This window comes from Lysobacter sp. Root76, from assembly GCF_001428685.1.
Taxonomy (GTDB): domain Bacteria; phylum Pseudomonadota; class Gammaproteobacteria; order Xanthomonadales; family Xanthomonadaceae; genus Lysobacter.
In genome coordinates this window covers 1-18,510 of sequence record NZ_LMIK01000005.1, presented here as the reverse complement: position 1 = coordinate 18,510, position 18,510 = coordinate 1, and the positions used below count along the sequence as shown (strand labels likewise).

The 18,510-nt window shown below is 69.6% G+C and carries 14 protein-coding genes; 10 read left to right on the top strand and 4 right to left on the bottom strand.

All coding sequences use genetic code 11. The features are described from left to right. Positions 1-28 precede the first annotated feature (28 nt). From ASE10_RS07445 to ASE10_RS07435, 3 genes are all read left to right on the top strand, one after another. Complete coding sequence (locus ASE10_RS07445) at positions 29-1,696, top strand: serine hydrolase domain-containing protein (RefSeq protein ID WP_055905368.1); 1,668 nt, start codon at positions 29-31, stop codon at positions 1,694-1,696. A 220-nt stretch (positions 1,697-1,916) separates the two neighbouring features. After that, entirely contained in the window at positions 1,917-3,827 is a 1,911-nt protein-coding gene (locus tag ASE10_RS07440; protein WP_056306188.1) for a M61 family metallopeptidase, read from the top strand. A gap of 235 nt (positions 3,828-4,062) precedes the next feature. After that, positions 4,063-4,248 (top strand): DUF1272 domain-containing protein, encoded by a 186-nt coding sequence (locus ASE10_RS07435; protein ID WP_200945857.1) that lies wholly within the window; start codon positions 4,063-4,065, stop codon positions 4,246-4,248. 128 nt (positions 4,249-4,376) lie between these two features. Here ASE10_RS07435 and ASE10_RS07430 read toward each other — a convergent pair whose 3' ends face one another. Continuing rightward, positions 4,377-8,066, bottom strand: coding sequence for an indolepyruvate ferredoxin oxidoreductase family protein (locus ASE10_RS07430; RefSeq protein ID WP_055905360.1), 3,690 nt, complete (start codon positions 8,064-8,066; stop codon positions 4,377-4,379). 262 nt (positions 8,067-8,328) lie between these two features. Between ASE10_RS07430 and ASE10_RS07425 the strand changes: the two genes are divergently transcribed. Next, entirely contained in the window at positions 8,329-8,637 is a 309-nt protein-coding gene (locus ASE10_RS07425) for a cyclic-phosphate processing receiver domain-containing protein (protein ID WP_056101282.1), read from the top strand. A 10-nt stretch (positions 8,638-8,647) separates the two neighbouring features. Next, a complete protein-coding gene (locus ASE10_RS07420; RefSeq protein WP_056306186.1) occupies positions 8,648-8,911 on the top strand; it encodes a hypothetical protein in 264 nt (87 codons plus the stop codon). Between the two features lie 372 nt (positions 8,912-9,283). Here ASE10_RS07420 and nagA read toward each other — a convergent pair whose 3' ends face one another. The 3 genes from nagA to ASE10_RS07405 are packed head-to-tail and all read right to left on the bottom strand — an operon-like array spanning position 9,284 to position 12,233. Then, entirely contained in the window at positions 9,284-10,435 is a 1,152-nt protein-coding gene (gene nagA, locus ASE10_RS07415; RefSeq protein WP_055905356.1) for an N-acetylglucosamine-6-phosphate deacetylase, read from the bottom strand. Further along, a complete protein-coding gene (locus ASE10_RS07410; RefSeq protein WP_055905806.1) occupies positions 10,435-11,445 on the bottom strand; it encodes an SIS domain-containing protein in 1,011 nt (336 codons plus the stop codon). The genes nagA and ASE10_RS07410 overlap by 1 nt, the downstream gene beginning before the upstream one ends. 35 nt (positions 11,446-11,480) lie before the next feature. Continuing rightward, a complete protein-coding gene (locus ASE10_RS07405) occupies positions 11,481-12,233 on the bottom strand; it encodes a GntR family transcriptional regulator (RefSeq protein ID WP_055905353.1) in 753 nt (250 codons plus the stop codon). 148 nt (positions 12,234-12,381) lie between these two features. On the opposite strand from ASE10_RS07405, the gene zwf reads away from it, so the two are divergent. From zwf to eda, 5 genes are all read left to right on the top strand, one after another. Then, positions 12,382-13,899, top strand: coding sequence for a glucose-6-phosphate dehydrogenase (zwf, locus tag ASE10_RS07400; protein ID WP_055905350.1), 1,518 nt, complete (start codon positions 12,382-12,384; stop codon positions 13,897-13,899). Beyond that, the gene (gene pgl, locus ASE10_RS07395) at positions 13,883-14,638 is read left to right on the top strand and encodes a 6-phosphogluconolactonase (RefSeq protein ID WP_055905347.1); all 756 of its coding nucleotides are present in this window, start codon (positions 13,883-13,885) and stop codon (positions 14,636-14,638) included. The genes zwf and pgl overlap by 17 nt, the downstream gene beginning before the upstream one ends. 130 nt (positions 14,639-14,768) lie before the next feature. Beyond that, a complete protein-coding gene (gene edd, locus ASE10_RS07390) occupies positions 14,769-16,601 on the top strand; it encodes a phosphogluconate dehydratase (protein WP_055905344.1) in 1,833 nt (610 codons plus the stop codon). 141 nt (positions 16,602-16,742) lie between these two features. Then, the gene (locus tag ASE10_RS07385) at positions 16,743-17,423 is read left to right on the top strand and encodes an HAD family hydrolase (protein ID WP_055905341.1); all 681 of its coding nucleotides are present in this window, start codon (positions 16,743-16,745) and stop codon (positions 17,421-17,423) included. A 187-nt stretch (positions 17,424-17,610) separates the two neighbouring features. After that, positions 17,611-18,258, top strand: a complete 648-nt coding sequence (gene eda, locus ASE10_RS07380) for a bifunctional 4-hydroxy-2-oxoglutarate aldolase/2-dehydro-3-deoxy-phosphogluconate aldolase (protein WP_055905339.1) — start codon at positions 17,611-17,613, stop codon at positions 18,256-18,258. Positions 18,259-18,510 lie beyond the last annotated feature (252 nt).

Genomic DNA, 18,510 nt, shown 5'->3' with positions numbered 1-18,510 from the left:
CCGCCGCCTTGCCATGGAGCCTTCCCGCATGCGTCATTGGATCCTGTCCCTCGCGCTGATCGGCCTGTCCCTGCCCTGTGCCGCCGCCGCCCCGCCGTCCGCGGCCGAGGTCGCCCGCTACGCCCAGCAGCAATTGCAGGACAACTACCCGACCGACGGCCCCGGCGCGGCGCTGCTGGTGGCGCGCGGCGACCAGGTGCTGTTCCGCGGCGCGCGCGGCGAGGCCAGCGTCGAGCTGGGCGTGCCGCTCACGCCCGACGGCGTGTTCCGGATCGGCTCGGTGACCAAGCAGTTCGCCGCCGCCGGCCTGCTCAAGCTGGTCGAGGCCGGCAAGGTCGGCCTGGACGATCCGCTCTCGAAGTTCCTGCCCGATTATCCCAACGGCGCGCACATCAGCGTGCGCCAGCTGCTCAACCACACCTCCGGCGTGAAGAGCTACACCGGCATTCCGGGCGTGATGGCCGGTCCGATCCGCATGGACCTGAGCACCGCCCAGCTGATCGACACCTTCAAAAACCTGCCGGTGGATTTCGCGCCCGGCGCGCAGTGGGCCTATAACAATTCCGGCTACGTGCTGGTGGGCGCGGTGATCGAGGCCGCCAGCGGCCAACCCTGGCACGAATACCTGCAGCAGGCGCTGTTCCAGCCGCTGGGCCTGGCGCACACGCGCTGGGGCGACGATCACGCATTGATCCCCGGCCAGGTCCAGGGCTACACGATCAGCAACGGCCGGCTGGCGCCGGCGATGTACGCCAGCATGAGCCAGCCGCATGCGGCCGGCGCGCTGGTGTCCACCGTCGACGATCTGCTGCGCTGGAACCGCGCCCTGCATGAAGGCAAGGTGCTGCGCAGCGACACCTATGCGCGGATGATCGCGCCGGAAGGCGCCGCGCAGAAGGATCGCTACGGCTACGGTATCGCCCACACCACCCTGCGCGGCGGCGAGCTGCTGTCGCACGGCGGCGGCATCTTCGGATCGCAGTCGTTTCTGCTGTACGTGCCGGGCAGCGACGTGACGGTCGCGATCGTGCAGAACAACGACAGCGTCGCGCCCGGCAAGCGCAGCCCCAGTGTGCTCGCGCGCAAGATCGCCGCCTACGCCATCGGCCAGGCGTATCCCGAGCCCGGCGCAACGGCGCCGACGCTGGCGCAGTTGCGGCCGCTGGAAGGCGTGTACCGCTCCGACGCGAACACCGCGCGGGCGATGCGCATCGTCGACGGGCGCCTGATCTCGCAGCGCATCGGCGGCCAGCGCATGCAGCTCACCGCGATCGGCCCCGACGAATTCCTGTACGAGGACGGCCTGAGCCGGTTGCGCTTCGAACGCGACGCCGGCGGCGCTGTGACCGGTACCCGCTACTACCCCAACGGCGAAGGCGAGGGCGACTTCTCGCCGCGCACCCAGGAGCCGCTGCCTGCGGAGACCGTCGCGATCGCGCTGCCCGCGGCCGCGCGCGAACGCGTGGTCGGGCGCTATACGCGCGAGGCGATGGAGCTCAACGTGTTCCAGCAGGGCGAGCAGCTGATGGCGCAGATGTCCGGCCAGCCGCCGTTCGCGCTGGCCGCGACCTCGCCCACGCGTTTCGCGATCGACTCGGTCGGCGCGGTGCTGGAGTTCGCGCCCGAGCCCGGCCCGGCCAAGATCCTGACCCTGCGCCAGGGCGGCGCGGTGCTTGAGTTCCAGCGCGCCCCGTAAGCGCGCACGGCTGTGGCCGGCTCGAGCGGCCGTGGCCTTGCAGGCTTTCCATGGGAGCGACGTACCTTGCTCGCACGGCCCTCGGTCCGTGCCGGTCTGCCGACTGTGCCGGAGGCGGCATTCCGCGCCGACCGGCCGCGAAACGTGACCTATGGGAGGGGAGCGCGCGGCCAGCGCACGTAGGATGCGGGATCGTCCTCGTTACGCCGGAGCCGTCTCCATGCCCGTCCGTCCGTCGCCCGCCGTGCTGCCGCTGCTGATCGCGGCGCTGCTGCCCTTGTCGTCCGCCGCACAGACCGCGCCGTCGGCCGACAAGCCGGTGCCGGACAGCGCGTACCCGGGCACGCTGACGCTGGAGGTCGACGCCACCGATCTCGCCCATCGCGTGTTCCACGCCAGGCAGCGCATCCCGGTGCAGCCCGGGCCGCTGACCCTGCTCTACCCGCAGTGGCTGCCGGGCAACCATTCGCCGACCGGCCCGATCAACAAGCTCGCCGGCTTGGTCGTCACCGGCAACGGCCAACGCATCGCCTGGAAGCGCGACCCGCTCGACGTCTACGCGTTCAAGCTGGTGGTGCCCGAGGGCGTGAGCACCATCGAACTCGCGTTCGATTACCTCTCGCCGACCGGCGGCGACCAGGGCCGCGTGGTCATGAGCCAGGACATGCTGAGCCTGCAGTGGAACGCGGTCGCGCTGTACCCGGCCGGCCACGACGCCGGCCGCATCCGGATCGCGCCTTCGCTGAAGCTGCCCGCGGGCTGGCAGTCCGGCACCGCGCTGGAAGTCGATGCGCGCGAGGGCGACACCCTGCGTTACAAGCCGGTCCCGTTCGACACGCTGGTCGATTCGCCGCTGTTCGCCGGCCGCCACTACCAGCAGATCGACCTCGCCCCCGGCGCCAAGGTGCCGGTGCGTTTGAACGTGGTCGCCGACGATCCCAAGTACCTCGAGGCCAAGCCCGAGCAGATCGCCGCGCACCGGCGCATGGTCGAACAGGCGACGCGCTTGTTCCGCTCGCAGCACTACGACCACTACGACTTCCTGTTCTCGCTGTCCGACCAGCTCGGCGGCATCGGCCTGGAGCATCACCGCTCCAGCGAGAACGGCCTGGACCCGGAGTACTTCACCGACTGGGACAAGAACGTCGTCGGCCGCGATCTGCTCGCGCACGAGTACACCCACTCCTGGAACGGCAAGTTCCGGCGTCCGGCCGACCTGGCCACGCCGAACTTCAACGTGCCCATGCAGGACAGCCTGCTCTGGGTCTACGAAGGCCAGACTCAATACTGGGGTTATGTGCTGACCGCGCGCGCCCGGATGTGGAAGGAGCAGACCGCGCTGGAAGTGCTGGCGGTGACGGTGGCGGCCTACACCACCGACCGCCCCGGTTTCGCCTGGCGCAACGTCCAGGACACCACCAACGATCCCATCATCGGCCTGCGCCGGCCGCAGCCTTATCGCAGCCAGCAGCTCAGCGAGGAGTACTACTCCGCCGGCCAACTGATCTGGCTCGCGGTCGACGCCAAGCTGCGCGAACTCAGCGGCGAGAAGCGCTCGCTCGACGATTTCGCCGCCGCGTTCTTCGGCGTCGACGACGGCAGCTATGCGGTCAAGACCTACACCTTCGACGACGTAGTCGCGGCCCTGAACGGCGTCGCCCGGCACGACTGGGCCGGCTTCCTGCGCGAACGCCTGGACGCCAACGCCGCGCCGCTGGACGGCTTGGCCGCGAGCGGCTGGAAACTGGTCTACAGCGACAAGCCCAGCGACTACGTCAAGCAGACCGAAGGCGTGCGCAAGGTTACCGACCTGAACTGGTCGCTGGGCCTGATCGTGTCGAACAAGGACTCGACCTTGTCGTCGGTGCGTTGGGACGGCCCGGCCTTCAACGCCGGCCTGGCACCGGGCTCCACGCTGCTCGCGGTCAACGGCTACGCCTTCGAGGGCGAACGCCTGAAGGATGCGATCACCGCCGCCAAGGACAAAGGCCAGCCGATCGAGCTGGTGGTGAAGCAGGGCGAAATGGTGAAGACGGTGCGCATCGACTACCGCGACGGCCTCAAGTACCCGCGCCTGGAACGCATCCCGGGCACGCCCGACCGGCTGTCGAAGATACTCGCGCCGAAATAGGCCGCGGCCGCAAGCCGCGTCGCATCCGCCTTGGGTTCGCCTTGCGTTCGCCCTGGGTAGGAGCGGCGTGAGCCGCGACCGCGCCGTGGCCGAAGCTTGGCGGTCGCGGCTCACGCCGCTCCTACCTCGAAGCCGCCGCGGCAAAGCGACCCGGCGCATTCGATCCTCGCCGTCGCCACCTTCGCGCGCTAGGCTGCGCGCATCCGCCGCGACCGAGGCCGCCTGCATGCTCGAAATGAAATCCCAATGCGAACGCTGCGCCGCGGCCTTGCCGCACGACAGCACCGACGCGCTGATCTGCAGCTACGAATGCACCTTCTGCGCCGACTGCGTGCAAGGTCCCCTGGGCGGGGCGTGCCCCAACTGCGGCGGCCAACTGCAACCGCGCCCGACCCGCCTCGCCAAACCCGCCGCCGCATGAACGCACCACCTCCTGTGGGAGCGGCGTAAGCCGCGATCGAACCCCGGCTTAGTCGCAAGGTTCCATCGCGCCAAAAAGAAAGCCTCGCGGATGCGAGGCTTTCTTCGTACCGCGACCGCCGAAGCCGCTTACGCCGCCTGCACGATCCGCAGCGGATTGCGGTACTGCTTGATCAGCTCCGCCTCGCGCTCCTTGGCCTTGTGCAGGTGCGCTTCCTTGACGTGGCCGTAGCCGCGGATGTGCTCCGGAATCGAAGCGATCTCGGCGGCCAGACCGGCGTTGCCGTTGTCCAGCGTGCCCAGCAGGTCGCCGACGGTGCGTTCGTAGTCGGCGATCAGCTGGCGCTCCATCTTGCGCTCCTCGGTGTAGCCGAAGATGTCGAGCTTGCCGCCGCGCAGCTTGCGCAGCTTGGCCATCCACTTGAACGCGGTGAACACCCAGGGACCGAACTCCTGCTTGATCAGGCGGCCCTGCGCGTCCTTCTTGGCCAGCAGCGGCGGGGCGAGGTGGAACTTGAGCGTGTAGTCGCCGTCGAACTGCTGCTGCAGGCGGCGCTGGAACTCGCCGCTGGTGTACAGGCGCGCGACTTCGTACTCGTCCTTGTAGGCCATGAGCTTGAAGAAGTAGCGCGCGACCGCCTCGGCCAGATCGGTCGAGCCCGGCGCCCTGGCCGCTTCGGCGGCGCGCACCTGGGCGACGAAGTCCGAGTAACGCTTGGCGTAGGCGGCGTCCTGGTAGTCGGTGAGGAAGGCGACGCGGCGCGAGATCAGCTCGTCCAGCGAGCGCGACAGGCGCAGGTCGTCCAGCGGCAGGAAGGCGACGTTGTCGCTGTCGGCCTGGGCCGGCACGTGGCGCAGTTCGTCTTCGTTGCGGGTCGCGCGCGGGGCCGAGGTCGCACCCCATTCGTTGCCTTCCCACTCGCCCGGCGCCAGGTGCGGCAGGTCGCCCGGGGTGGCCTCGGCGCGGGTGGGCGCGTTGCGCACCAGGCCGGCGGCTTCGGCTACCGCGGCCGGGTCGATCACCGCCAGGCGGCCCCAGGCGAAGGCGGTCTTGTTCATGTCGATCGCGGCGCCGTTGAGTTCGACCGCGCGCATCAGCGCATCGAACGCGATCGGCACCAGGCCGCGCTGCCAGGCGTAGCCCAGGATGAACAGGTTGGTCGCGATCGCGTCGCCCATCAGCGCGGTCGCCAGCTGGGTCGCGTCGACCACGTGCGGGTCCTGGCCGCCCAGCGCCACCTTGACCGCGGCGATGATGTCGGTCGCCGGGAACTGCATGTCAGGACGGGTGGTGAACGTGCCCGGCATCGCTTCGTAGCTGTTGAGCACCACCGCGCTGCGGCCGGCGCGCACCTTCGACAGCGCCCAGTAATCGTTGACCACGACCATGTCGCAGCCCAGCACCAGGTCGGCCTCGCCGGCGGCGATGCGCACGGCGTGGATGTCCTGCGGGGTCTTGGCGATGCGGATGTGGGTGGTGACCGCGCCGCCCTTCTGGGCCAGGCCGGTCTGGTCGAGCACAGACGCGCCCTTGCCTTCCAGGTGCCCGGCCATGCCCAGCAGCGCGCCGATGGTGACCACGCCGGTGCCGCCGACGCCGGTGATCAGGATGTTCCAGGGCTGGTCCAGCGCCGGTAGCTGCGGCATCGGCAGGTCGGCCAGGCGGTCCTTGGCGCTGCCTTTCTTCTTCTTCAGGCCGCCGCCGTGCACGGTGACGAAGCTGGGGCAGAAACCGTTGACGCAGGAGTAGTCCTTGTTGCAGTTGGACTGGTCGATCTCGCGCTTGCGGCCGAATTCGGTTTCCTTGGGCAGCACCGACACGCAGAACGACTTCTTGCCGCAGTCGCCGCAGCCTTCGCAGACCAGGGTATTGACCATCACCCGCTTCTGCGGGTCGACCATCTTGCCGCGCTTGCGGCGGCGGCGCTTCTCGGTGGCGCAGGTCTGGTCGTAGATCAGGACGCTGACGCCCTTCACTTCGCGCAGGTGCTTTTGCACCTCGTCGAGTTCCTTGCGGTCGTAGAACTCCATCTCGCCCGGGAAGATCTCGCGCTTGCTCCACTTGGCCAGGTCGTCGGACACCAGCACGATGGTCTGCACGCCTTCGCTACGGACCTGGTGCGCGATCTGCGGCACCGACAGGGTGCCGTCGACCGGCTGACCGCCGGTCATCGCGACCGCATCGTTGTAGAGGATCTTGTAGGTGATGTTGACGCCGGTGGCGACCGACTGGCGGATCGCCAGCGAACCGGAGTGGAAGTAGGTGCCGTCGCCCAGGTTCTGGAACACGTGCGGGGTGTCGGTGAACTGCGCCTGGCCCGACCAGGTCACGCCTTCGCCGCCCATGTGGGTGAAGGTGTCGGTGCTGCGGTCCATCCAGGTCACCATGTAATGGCAACCGATGCCGCCGAGCGCGCGCGAGCCTTCCGGCACCACGGTCGAGGTGTTGTGCGGGCAGCCCGAGCAGTAATGCGGCACGCGCGGGAACGCGGCGCGCGGCAGGGCCAGCTCGGATTCCTTCTCTTCCATCCAGCGCAGCACGTCGCGCATGTGCTCGCTGTCGTGGAAGCGCTGGATGCGGCGCGCGATCACGCCGGCGATGCGCGCCGGGGTCAGTTCGCCGGTGGAGGGCAGGATCCAGTCGCCGTTCTCGTCGTACTTGCCGACGATCGACGGGCGTTGGCCGCCGTCCCAATTGTACATCGACTCCTTCATCTGGCTTTCGATGAAGGCGTGCTTCTCCTCGACCACCAGGATGTCCTGCAGGCCGCGCGCGAACCCACGCAGGCCGACCGGCTCCAGCGGCCAGGTCATGCCGACCTTGTAGACGCGGATGCCCAGGTCGGCGCAGGCGCGTGCATCCAGGCCCAGATACTCCAGCGCCTGCAGCACGTCGAGATAGCTCTTGCCGGTGGTGATGATGCCCAGGCGCGCGTTCGGCGAGTCGATGACCATGCGGTCGATCTTGTTGGCGCGCGCGAACGCCTGCGCGGCCTTGACCGCGTACTGGTGCAGGCGCATTTCCTGATCCATCGGCGGATCGGGCCAGCGGATGTTGAGGCCGCCCGGCGGCAGCTGGAAGTCGTCGGGGATGAGGATCTGCTGCGCCAGCGGGTTGACGTCGACCGAGGCCGAGGACTCGACCGTCTCGGCGATGGTCTTGAAGCCGACCCAGCGGCCGGTGTAACGCGACATCGCCCAGCCGATCAGGCCCATGTCGAGGATGTCCTGCACGCCGGCCGGGTTCAGGATCGGCATCATCGCGCTGACGAACTCGCCTTCCGAGCCGTGCGGCAGGGTCGAGGAGCGGCAGGCGTGGTCGTCGGCGGCCAGCGCCAGCACGCCGCCGTACGTGCCGGTGCCGGCGGCGTTGGCGTGCTTGAACACGTCGCCGGTGCGGTCCACGCCCGGGCCCTTGCCGTACCACATGCCGTACACGCCTTCGACCTTGGCGCCCGGGAACAGATTGGTCTGCTGGGTGCCCCAGACCATGGTCGCGCCCAGGTCCTCGTTGAGGCCGGGGGTGAACTTCACGCCGGCCGCTTCCAGATGCTTGCGCGCGCGCCACAGCTCCAGATCGAAACCGCCCAGCGGCGAGCCGCGGTAGCCGGAGATGAAGCCGCCGGTGTTGAGCCCGGCCGCCTGATCGCGCAGCCGCTGCATCAGCGGCAGGCGCACCAGGGCCTGCACGCCGCTCAGGTAGATGCGGCCTTCCTGGCGGGTGTACTTGTGCTCGAGGCCGTAGTCCGGGTCGAGGACACTGTTGGTCAGGGAGGTGTTCGCCGACGAGGGCGAGCTGAGTTCTGCGGTGCTGGTCATGGCGGGCTCTCGCGGCGGTGCCGCGGGTGGGCTGGCGGGGGAAGGACGGCGACGTCCGGCCGGGAGCCGGCGACCGCCGGGTCCGAGCAAAGACTCGGAATTATAGCCTTTGTGCGCAAATCGGCTTCCAGGTGACCCAATGCGGCATACCGGCCGCCACCGTATGGGCTCCCAGGCACTTCCCGCGTGGACGGCAACGCCGCTGGAACCGGTTACGCACGGGCGGTCGCGTTCGCGCCGGGCAGCGGCTAAGGTCGCGGCCATGCGCGTATATCTCGACGACGAACGGACCACCCCCGACGGCTGGGTACGGGTCTATTGGCCCGACGAGGCGATCGCCCTGCTGCGCCAGGGCACAGTGACCGAACTCAGTCTGGATCACGATCTCGGCGACGACGCCCGCGGCACCGGCTACGACGTGATCGCCTGGATCGAGGAAGCGGTGGCGCTGGGCGGTTTCCACCCGCCAGCGATCGCGGTGCACTCGGCAAATCCGTCGGCACGCCTGCGCATGGAGGCGGGGATCTCGGCGATCGCGCGATTGACGGCGAGATCGGGAGAGCGGGCATGAGTGCGCTGCCATGAGGATTGCGGAGCACGCCCTGGTTCGCATTGTCGCCCCGATTCCTGTCGAGCGCGTGGACGGAAGCTTCGGCGACGGCCGTCCGCCGGCGATGGGCGACATCGGCGTGGTCGTTCACGTTTACCCGATACTGCCGGCGCACGAGCCGATGTTCATCGTTGAAGGCGTAGCCGACGGTGGACGCGCCCGCTGGCTAGCGGACGTGAAGGCTTCGGAATTGGCTCCCGTCGAAAGTACGGCCACGCAGCGGCCGAGCGCATGAGTCGTCCGCTTGTTCCCGCTCACGCCACGGTGCTGTTCGAACTGACCGCGCTCACCCGGGCCGGCCAGGTCAAGCGGGTCTTTTCAGGCTATCGGCCGCTGTACGCCATCACCGCGGATATCTGCACCTCCGCTACCCACGAGTTTCTCGATGTGCCGCATGTGGAGACCGGCGATCGCGTACGCGCGCGGGTCTGGTTCCTGGTGCCGGAAAACTACCCAGTCGCCGTAGGATGCGCTGAGCGCAGCGAACCGCATCGTATTCGGGTTCGCGGAGTGCTTGAGATTGCGCGGACGTGCTTTGGAGGGGGCGACGGGCGGCGGCGCAGCGCGATGGTGCGGTTCGCTTTGCTCACCACACCCTACAAAGGCGTCAAGGCTTGCCGCCGATCCAGGTGCCGGCGACCTGCAGCGCTTCGTCCAGCACCACCAGGTCCGCGCGATAGCCCGGTGCGATCCGGCCCAGTTCGTGCCCCAGCCCCAGGAACTCGGCCGGGTAGGTCGACGCCATGCGGCAGGCTTCGTCCAACGGCAGGCCCAGGCGCCGCACGGTGTTGCGCACCGCGCCGGCCATGTCCAGCGCCGAACCGGCCAAAGTGCCTTCGGCGGTGCTGCACTTGCCGTCGCGGCAGGTCATGGTCTGGCCGTAGAGCACGAAGTCTTCGCGTTCGCCGCCGACCGGCGGCATCGCGTCGGTGACCAGCATGATCTTGCCGCGCGGCTTGGCGGCGATGGCGATGCGCAGTGAGGCGTCGTGCACGTGCTCGCCGTCGACGATCACGCCGCACCAGCTGTCCGGGTCCTCGATCGCCGCGCCGACGCCGCCGGGTTCGCGGCTGCCCATCGGCGTCATCGCGTTGAACAGGTGGGTCACGCCGCGCACGCCGTGGGCGAAGGCCTCGCGCAAGCGCAGGTAGTCGGCGGCGGTGTGGCCGGCGCAGACCAGCACGCCGCGTGCGGCCAGGGCCTGCAGGGTCGCATTGTCGAAGCGTTCCGGCGCCAGGGTGAGCATGGTCTTGCCGACGCCCAGCGATGCGATGCGGTCGAGTTCGTCCGCGTCCGGGGTGTGGAACTTGTCGGGGTTGTGCACGCCCTTGCGCGCGCTGGCCAGGTAAGGGCCTTCGAGATGGATGCCCAGGATGCCGGGTACGCCTTGCGCGATCGCTGCACGCACCGCCTCGATCGCGCGCAGCATCACCGCGACGTCGTCGCTGATCAGGGTCGGCATCAGGCCGGTGGTGCCGAACCTGCGATGCGCTTCGGCGATCCGGCGCAAGCCCTCGACCGTAGGCGCGTCGTTGAACAATACGTCGCCGCCGCCGTTGACCTGGGTGTCGATGAAGCCGGGGACCAGGTAACGGCCCTGCAGATCGACGACCTGCGCGCCCGCCGGCGCGACGCCCGGGACCACGGCGACGATGTGGCCGTCTTCGACGATCACGCACAGGTCGGACTCGAAACCGCGCTCGCTGAGCACGCGGCCGTTGACGAAGGCGCTGGCGGCGGTGGTGGCGGACGCGGACATCAGACCGTCTCGGTGACCTTGTTCAGGTGCGGCGGCAGATCCGGATTGTGGCCGCGCGCCACCGACAGCGCATTCACGGCCTTGTAGAAACTGGCCACGGTCAGCAGCGGCGTCATCGCCGGATGCAGCGAGGCCGGCATCGGCAGGGTGCCCGGCCCGGTGCGGCCCGGCGCGGCCAGCCACACCGGCGCGCCGCGCGCACGGAATTCCTCGGCCACCGCGACCGTGCCGTCGCCGGTGCCGTCGTCCTGGGCGAAGGCCAGCACCGGGAAGCCCGGGCCGACGATCGCCATCGGCCCGTGCTTGACCTCGGCGCTGCTGAAGGCCTCAGCGTGCAGGCCGCAGGTTTCCTTGAACTTGAGCGCGGCTTCCTGGGCCGCGCCCAGACCCAGCCCGCGTCCGACCACGAACAGGTTGCGCGCATCGACCAGGCCTTCGACCAGCGCCGACCAGTCCTGCGCGAAGGCCTGGCGCAGCGCGTCGGGCAGCGAGTGCACGGCGTTGAACAGCGCGGCATCGTTGCTCCAGCGCGCGGTCAGCTGCAGCAGCGCGGCCAGCGAGCACAGGTAGCTCTTGGTTGCCGCGACGCTGGTTTCCGGGCCGGCGTGCAGGCCGAGCACGGTGTCGGCGGTCTTGGCCAGCGGCGAGTCGAGCACGTTGACCAGGGCGACCACGTGCGCGCCGGCGGCCTTGGCGATCTCGGCGTTGCGGATCAGGTCCGGGCTCTTGCCCGACTGCGAGATCGTCACGAACAGCGCGTCCTGAAGCTGGGGCCGGATCGCGTAAACCGAGCCCACCGACGGCGAAGCCGAAGCGGTGACCAGGCCCAGTTGGGTTTCGAACAGGTACTTGCCGTAGGTCGCGGCGTGGTCGGAGCTGCCGCGCGCGCAGGTGACGATAAAGCGCGGCGGCCGGTTGCGCAGATGTTCGGTGAGGTCGTCGACGGCATCGGCATTGGCGGCGAACTGGCGCGCGACCGCGTCGCCGGCTTCCTGCGCCTCGGCGTACATGCGCGTGCTCGTCGGTTCCAGCAGGGTCTGTGTGCTCACGGCGTGGTTTCGCTCTGCAGTTCGGCGACGAAGTCGTAGGCATCGCCGCGATAGAAGGATCGGGTGAACTCGACGACGCGGCCGTCGTCGAGGAAGGTGCGGCGCTCGATGAACAGCCCCGGCGCGCCTTCGGGCAGGCCCATCAGGCGCGCTTGTTCGGCGTCGAAAGCGATCGCGCGCAGCCGCTGCAGCGCGCGCGCGGGGCGGATGCCGAGCTTGGCGAAGGCTTCGTAGAGCGAGTTTTCGACCAGGGCCGGGTCCGGCAGCACCGCCAGCGGCACCACGGTGCGCTCCAGCGCCAGGGCCACGCCGTCGGCGGTGCGCAGGCGGTAGTAGCGGATCACCGACGCGCCCGGCGACAGGTTCAGCGCCATCGCCTCCTCGGGCGTGACTTCGCCGACGCCGCGTTCCAGGAAGGTCGAGCGCGGGTCCAGCCCGCGCGCGCGCAGGTCGTCGGTGAAGCTGGTCAGGCGCGAGAAGGATTTGACGATGCGCTCGGCGACGAAGGTGCCGGCGCCCTGGCGCTGCACCAGCAGGCCGTCGGCGACCAGGCCGGCGATGGCTTTGCGCACGGTGACCCGCGACAGGTCCAGCAGCTTGCCCAGTTCGCGTTCGCCGGGCAGGGCCTGGCCGGCGGTGAGCTCGCCGTTCTCGATCGCGTGCTGCAGGGTCCGGCGCAGGTGCTGGTAGGCCGGCGCGCGACGCGCCTGGGCCTGACGGCGGAACTCGCTGACGAGGTAGGGCTCCATGCCTAAAAGATACCAGTTTCAGACCACTAGCGACAACTGAGGTACGGCGCAGCCATATAAACGGTTGATTTCGCGTGTATTTGCGTAACTGGTATCTCACTGGTATCTTTCCTGGTATGGTTTTGCCCATACCAGTCCGAGCCCGTCCATGAGCGTGTATTCCGTGCCGTCCCCGTCCCAGGCGCCGCATTCCGCGCCGCTGGCCCCGTTCGACCTGGTGATCTTCGGCGGCACCGGCGACCTGGCTCTGCGCAAGTTGCTGCCGGCGCTGTTCCACCGTTACGCCGACGGCCAGATCGTCGCCGGCACCCGGATCGTCGCGATCGCGCGCGACAGCCAGAGCGACGACGACTACCGCGGCCGGGTCCGCGAGGCCCTGGCCAAGTTCGCCAATCTCGATGCGCGCGAGTCCGACGCGATCGACGGTTTCCTGTCGCTGCTGCTGTACCGGCGCCTGGACCTGAGCTCGGACGCGGCCTGGCCGGAGTTCGCGGCCGAGTTCGCCGGCGACGAGCGGGTGCGGGTGTTCTACCTCGCGGTCGGGCCGGACCTGTTCGGCATCGTCGGCGACCGCCTGCAGTCGCACGGCCTGGTCGGGCCGAAGACGCGGGTGGTGGTGGAGAAGCCGCTGGGCAAGGACGGCGTCAGCGCCGACGCCATCAACGACGCGCTCGGCCGGGTATTCGCCGAAACCCAGATCTTCCGCATCGACCATTACCTGGGCAAGGAGACGGTGCAGAACCTGACCGCGCTGCGCTTCGGCAATGCCCTGTTCGAACCGCTGTGGAAGGCCGAGCACATCGACCACGTCCAGATCACGGTGGCCGAAACGGTCGGCGTGGAATCGCGCGCACCGTATTACGACAAATCCGGCGCGCTGCGCGACATGGTCCAGAACCATCTGCTGCAGCTGCTGTGCCTGGTCGCGATGGAGCCGCCGTCCTCGCTGGCCGCCGACGCGATCCGCGACGAGAAACTCAAGGTGCTGCGCGCGCTGCGCCCGATCGAGAACGGCAATGCCGCCCAGTACACCGTGCGCGGCCAGTACAAGGCCGGCGCGGTCGACGGCCGCGCGGTGCCGGGCTATGCGCAGGAACTGGGTGCGCAGTCGCATACCGAAACCTTCGTCGCGCTCAAGGCCGAAGTGAAGAACTGGCGCTGGGCCGGGGTGCCGTTTTACCTGCGCACCGGCAAGCGTCTGGCTGAGCGCGTATCGGAGATCGTGGTGACCTTCCGCCAGGTGCCGCATTCGATCTTCGAAGAGTTGACCGAGCAGGACCCGTCCAGCCGCCTGGCGCCGAACAAACTGGTGCTGCGTCTGCAGCCCGACGAGGGCGTGAAGCTGTGGCTGATGAACAAGGTGCCCGGCCCCGGCGGTCTGCGTCTGCGCCACGTGCCCTTGGACATGAGCTTCGCCGCAGCTTTCGGCGGCCGTCAGGCCGACGCCTACGAACGCCTGCTGATGGACGTGGTGCGCGGCAACCCGATGCTGTTCATGCGCCGCGACGAAGTCGACGCGGCCTGGAAGTGGATCGATCCGATCCGCGCCGCCTGGGCCGCGGGCGCCGAGGCGGCGCGTCCCTACACCGCCGGCAGCTGGGGCCCCAGCGCCGCAGTCGCCCTGATCGAACGCGACGGGAGGACCTGGCATGAAGATGCAGGCTGAGCGCTTGACCGTGATCGAACCGCTGCCGCTGCCCCTGCACGAGCGCTCGTTCGACGACGCCGAACAACTGGCGCAGGCCCTGGCCAAGCAAGTCGCGGCCGACCTGCGCGGCGCGCTCGCGCGCCACGGCGAGGCCTGCATCGCGCTGTCCGGCGGCAACACGCCCAAGCGCTTCTTCGCGGCCCTGGCGACGCAGACCCTGGATTGGGCGCGGGTGACCGTGCTGCCCATCGATGAGCGCTGGCTGCCGCCCGAGCATCCGCGTTCCAACGAGAAGCTGTTGCGCGACCACTTGCTGCAGCACAACGCCGCCGCCGCGCGCCTGCTGCCGATGTACCGCCCGACCGAAACCCCGGAAGCGGCGCTGATGCCGGTGCTGACCAAGATCGCCAACGAAGGCCTGCCGCTGGACGTGGCGGTGTTGGGCATGGGCGACGACGGCCATGTCGCCTCGCTGTTTCCCGACCTGGGCAGCGACAATCCGGCGCTGCGCGAGATCGGTCTGCAGCCGCGCGGCCGAGCTCCGGTGATCGCAGTGCGCACCGCGGCCATGCCCGAGCCGCGCATGAGCCTGACCCTGAGCGCGATCTTCACCGCGCCGGCGCTATACCTGCATATCGAGGGCGCGAAGAAGCGCGCCGTGCTCGACGTCGCGCAGCGCGATCCGCGTTGCGCGTTGCCGATCCGTTCGGTGCTGGCGGGCGCGCCCTCGCCGCCGACCCTGTACTGGAGTCCGTGATCGCTGCGGACCCCACAGACAGCGTCGCCGCGGATTCGTCCCCTCCCGCCCGCGGCGCGCTGTCGCCCTATGCCGGCCGGCGCACCGATCCGGACCTCCATCGCCAGCGCCTAGCAGCCAACGAGTCCCCGTGAATACCTCATTGCATCCCGTAGTCGCGCAAGTCACCCAAGCCATCGTCGAACGCAGCCGCGCCCGCCGCGCCGCCTACCTGGCGCGCATCGACGCCGCCCAGGGCAGCGGACCGCAGCGCCGGCGCCTGTCCTGCGGCAACCTCGCCCACGGTTTCGCCGCCTGCGCCAGCGGCGACAAGCAGGCGCTGCGTTCGGGCCACGCGCCCAACCTGGGCATCGTGAACTCGTACAACGACATGCTCTCGGCGCACCAGCCGCTGGAGCGTTTCCCCGAATTGCTCAAGGCCGCCGCGCGCGAAGCCGGCGCGACCGCACAGGTCGCCGGCGGCGTGCCGGCGATGTGCGACGGCGTCACCCAGGGCCGCGAAGGCATGGAGCTGTCGCTGTTCTCGCGCGATGTGATCGCGATGTCGACCGCGATCGCGCTGTCGCACGACATGTTCGACGCCGCGCTGTACCTGGGCGTGTGCGACAAGATCGTGCCGGGCCTGCTGATCGGCGCGCTGCACTTCGGCCACCTGCCGGGCATCTTCGTGCCGGCCGGGCCGATGACCTCGGGCCTGCCCAACGACGAGAAGTCGCGCGTGCGCCAGCGCTACGCCACCGGCGAGGCGACCCGCGACGAACTGCTGGAAGCCGAGGCGCGCAGCTACCACGGCCCGGGCACCTGCACTTTCTACGGCACCGCCAACTCCAACCAGATGCTGATGGAACTGATGGGCCTGCACCTGCCCGGCTCCAGCTTCGTCCATCCCAACACCCCGCTGCGCGACGCGCTGACCGCGCAGGCCGCGCGGCGCGCGGCGCAGATCACCGCGCTGGGCGAGGACTACCGCCCGATCGGCCGCATCGTCGACGAGCGCGCCATCGTCAACGGCGTGATCGGCTTGCACGCGACCGGCGGCTCGACCAATCACCTGCTGCACCTGATCGCGATCGCGGCCGCGGCCGGCATCGAACTGCGGCTGGAGGATTTCGATGCGCTGTCCTCGGCGATCCCGCTGCTGGCGCGCGTGTACCCGAACGGCAGCGCCGACGTGAACCACTTTCACGCCGCCGGCGGTCTGGCGTTCCTGATAGGCGAGCTGCTCGACGCTGGTTTGCTGCATGGCGATGTGGAAACGGTGGCCGGCCCCGGCCTGGACCGTTACCGCGTCGAAGCGAGGCTCGAAGGCGATGGGCGCATCGCCTACGTGCCGGCGACCGGACGCAGCGGCGACCCCTCCGTAGTGCGTCCGGTCGCCGAGCCGTTTCGCGCCGACGGCGGCCTGCGCGTACTGGTCGGCGAACTCGGCACCGCCGCGATCAAGGTCTCCGCGGTGCCCGAGGACCGCTGGGTCGTCGAAGCGCCGTGCCGCGTGTTCGCCGAGCAGCACGAGGTCAAGCAGGCCTTCGAGCGCGGCGAACTCGACCGCGACGTGGTCGTGGTGGTGCGCTTCCAGGGCCCGCGCGCCAACGGCATGCCGGAACTGCACCAGCTCACGCCCACCCTCACCGTGCTGCAGAAGCGCGGCCACCGCGTCGCCTTGGTCACCGACGGCCGCATGTCCGGCGCGTCGGGCCAGGTGCCCGCCGCGATCCACGTCACCCCGGAAGCCGCCTGCGGCGGGCCGCTGGCGAAACTGCGCGACGGCGACGTGATCCGCGTGGATGCGGTCGCCGGCACCTTGAGCCTGCGGACCGACGACGACTGGACCCAGCGCGCCGACGCGGTGGTCGACCTGTCCACCCACCACGTCGGCTTGGGCCGCGAACTGTTCGCCGCCTTCCGCGACTATGCTGCGCCGGCCGATCGGGGCGCGGGCGTGTTCGCGCCGACGCCGCTTTGATCGTCGATACCGCGACTCGCGTTCGCTCGCGCTTGCGGCCGTCATTCCCTTCGCGGGAATGACGGCAGAGAACCCGACGCAACTGAAGCCGGGCGACCATAGAAACACCTTCCATCCGTACCGCCGCACCTGGAGCGCAACATGCCTGCCCCCGTCCGCACCGCTTTCCTGTTCGACCTCGACGGCACCCTGGTCGACAGCGTCTATCAGCACGTGCTGGCCTGGAAGCAGGCGCTGGACGCCGACGGCATCCCGCTGTCGGTGTGGCGCATTCACCGCAAGATCGGCATGAGCGGCGGGCTGTTCACCAACATCCTGCTGCGCGAGACCGGTATCGACATCACCCCGGAGCGGGTCGAGCGCCTGCACCGTCTGCACGCACAGGCCTACGCCGCGCAGGCCGCGCAGATCCGACCGCTGCCGGGTTCGATCGAGCTGCTGGCCTACCTCAGCGACAACGATATTCCGTGGTCGATCGCGACCAGCGGACGCATGGAGACGGCGCGCCACAATCTGCTCGCGCTCGGCGTGGATCCGGACAAAGTGCCGGTGATCACCCGCGACATGGTCCGTCATGCCAAGCCCGACCCCGATCTGTTCCTGGCCGCGGCCGACAAGCTCGGCGCGGACATCGAGCATTCGATCGTGGTCGGCGACAGCATCTGGGATCTGCTGGCCGCGCGGCGTGCGCGCGCTTTGGGCGTGGGCCTGCTCTCGGGCGGCTACGGTCAGGAAGAGCTCGAGCGCGCCGGCGCGTTCCGGGTCTACGAGGACCCGGCCGACCTGCTCAAGCACATCGACGAAGTCGCCGCGCGCGCTTGAGCGCGGACGGCGATGGCGGCTAGCCTGAGCGGCAAGCGAGCGTGTCGCGTGTTGCCGTAGCCCCGACGCGGTCCGCGCGACGGCGGCATCCGCGATGGCCGCACTTCGCGAAAGCTGCACTCAGCAACAGCCGTACTCAGTAGCAGCTGCACCCCGCAACGATTTTCTGATTTTCACGGAGCCAGCGATGAATTCGATCCACGATCTGCAGGAACGCATCGCCGCCGTGCTGGCGCTGGCGGCGGTGGTGCCGGTGCTGGTGATCGACGAACTCGACCACGCGGTGCCGCTGGCGCGCGCGCTGGTCGCCGGCGGCTTGCCTGCGATCGAGGTGACCTTGCGCACGCCGGTCGCCCTGGACGCGGTGCGCGCGATCGCCAACGAAGTCGAGGGCGCCCGGGTCGGCGTCGGCAGCGTGCGGCGGCCGGCCGACTTCGCCGCCGCGCAGAAAGCCGGTGCGACCTTCGCGGTGTCGCCGGGCGCGAGCGCGGCCCTGATCTCCGCGGCGGCCTCCACCGACCTGCCCTGGCTGCCCGGCGCGGCGACCGCGTCGGAAGCGATGACCCTGGCCGACCACGGCTACCGCTACCTAAAGTTCTTCCCGGCCGAATCGATCGGCGGCGTGAACGCGTTGCGCGGCATCGGCGGCCCGCTGCCGGAGCTGCGCTTCTGCGCCACCGGCGGCATCGGACCCGACAACGCCCCGCACTACCTGGCCTTGGCCAACGTGCCCTGCGTCGGCGGTTCCTGGGTGTGTCCGGCGGCCGCCGTGAAGGCCGGCGATTGGGCGCAGATCGAAGCCCTGGCACGCGCCGCGGCGAAGCTGCGCGGCTGACAGCGCACGACCGTGCCGACTGAAGCGCGCGCCCTGCGCTGATTCGCGCGGCGACCCCGCTGCTTCCTGTAGGAGCGGCGTAAGCCGCGACCGCGAAACCTTCGGCCGCGACGCGGTCGCGGCTTACGCCGCTCCTMCCCCAAAGCGCGAACCGCAGGGCGGGCGCCAAAGCGAAGCGGGCTTGCCGTGCGCTGGTTGGGCGCGCCGCGGCGCAGCGACACGSKCGCTTCCTGTGGGAGCGGCGTGAGCCGC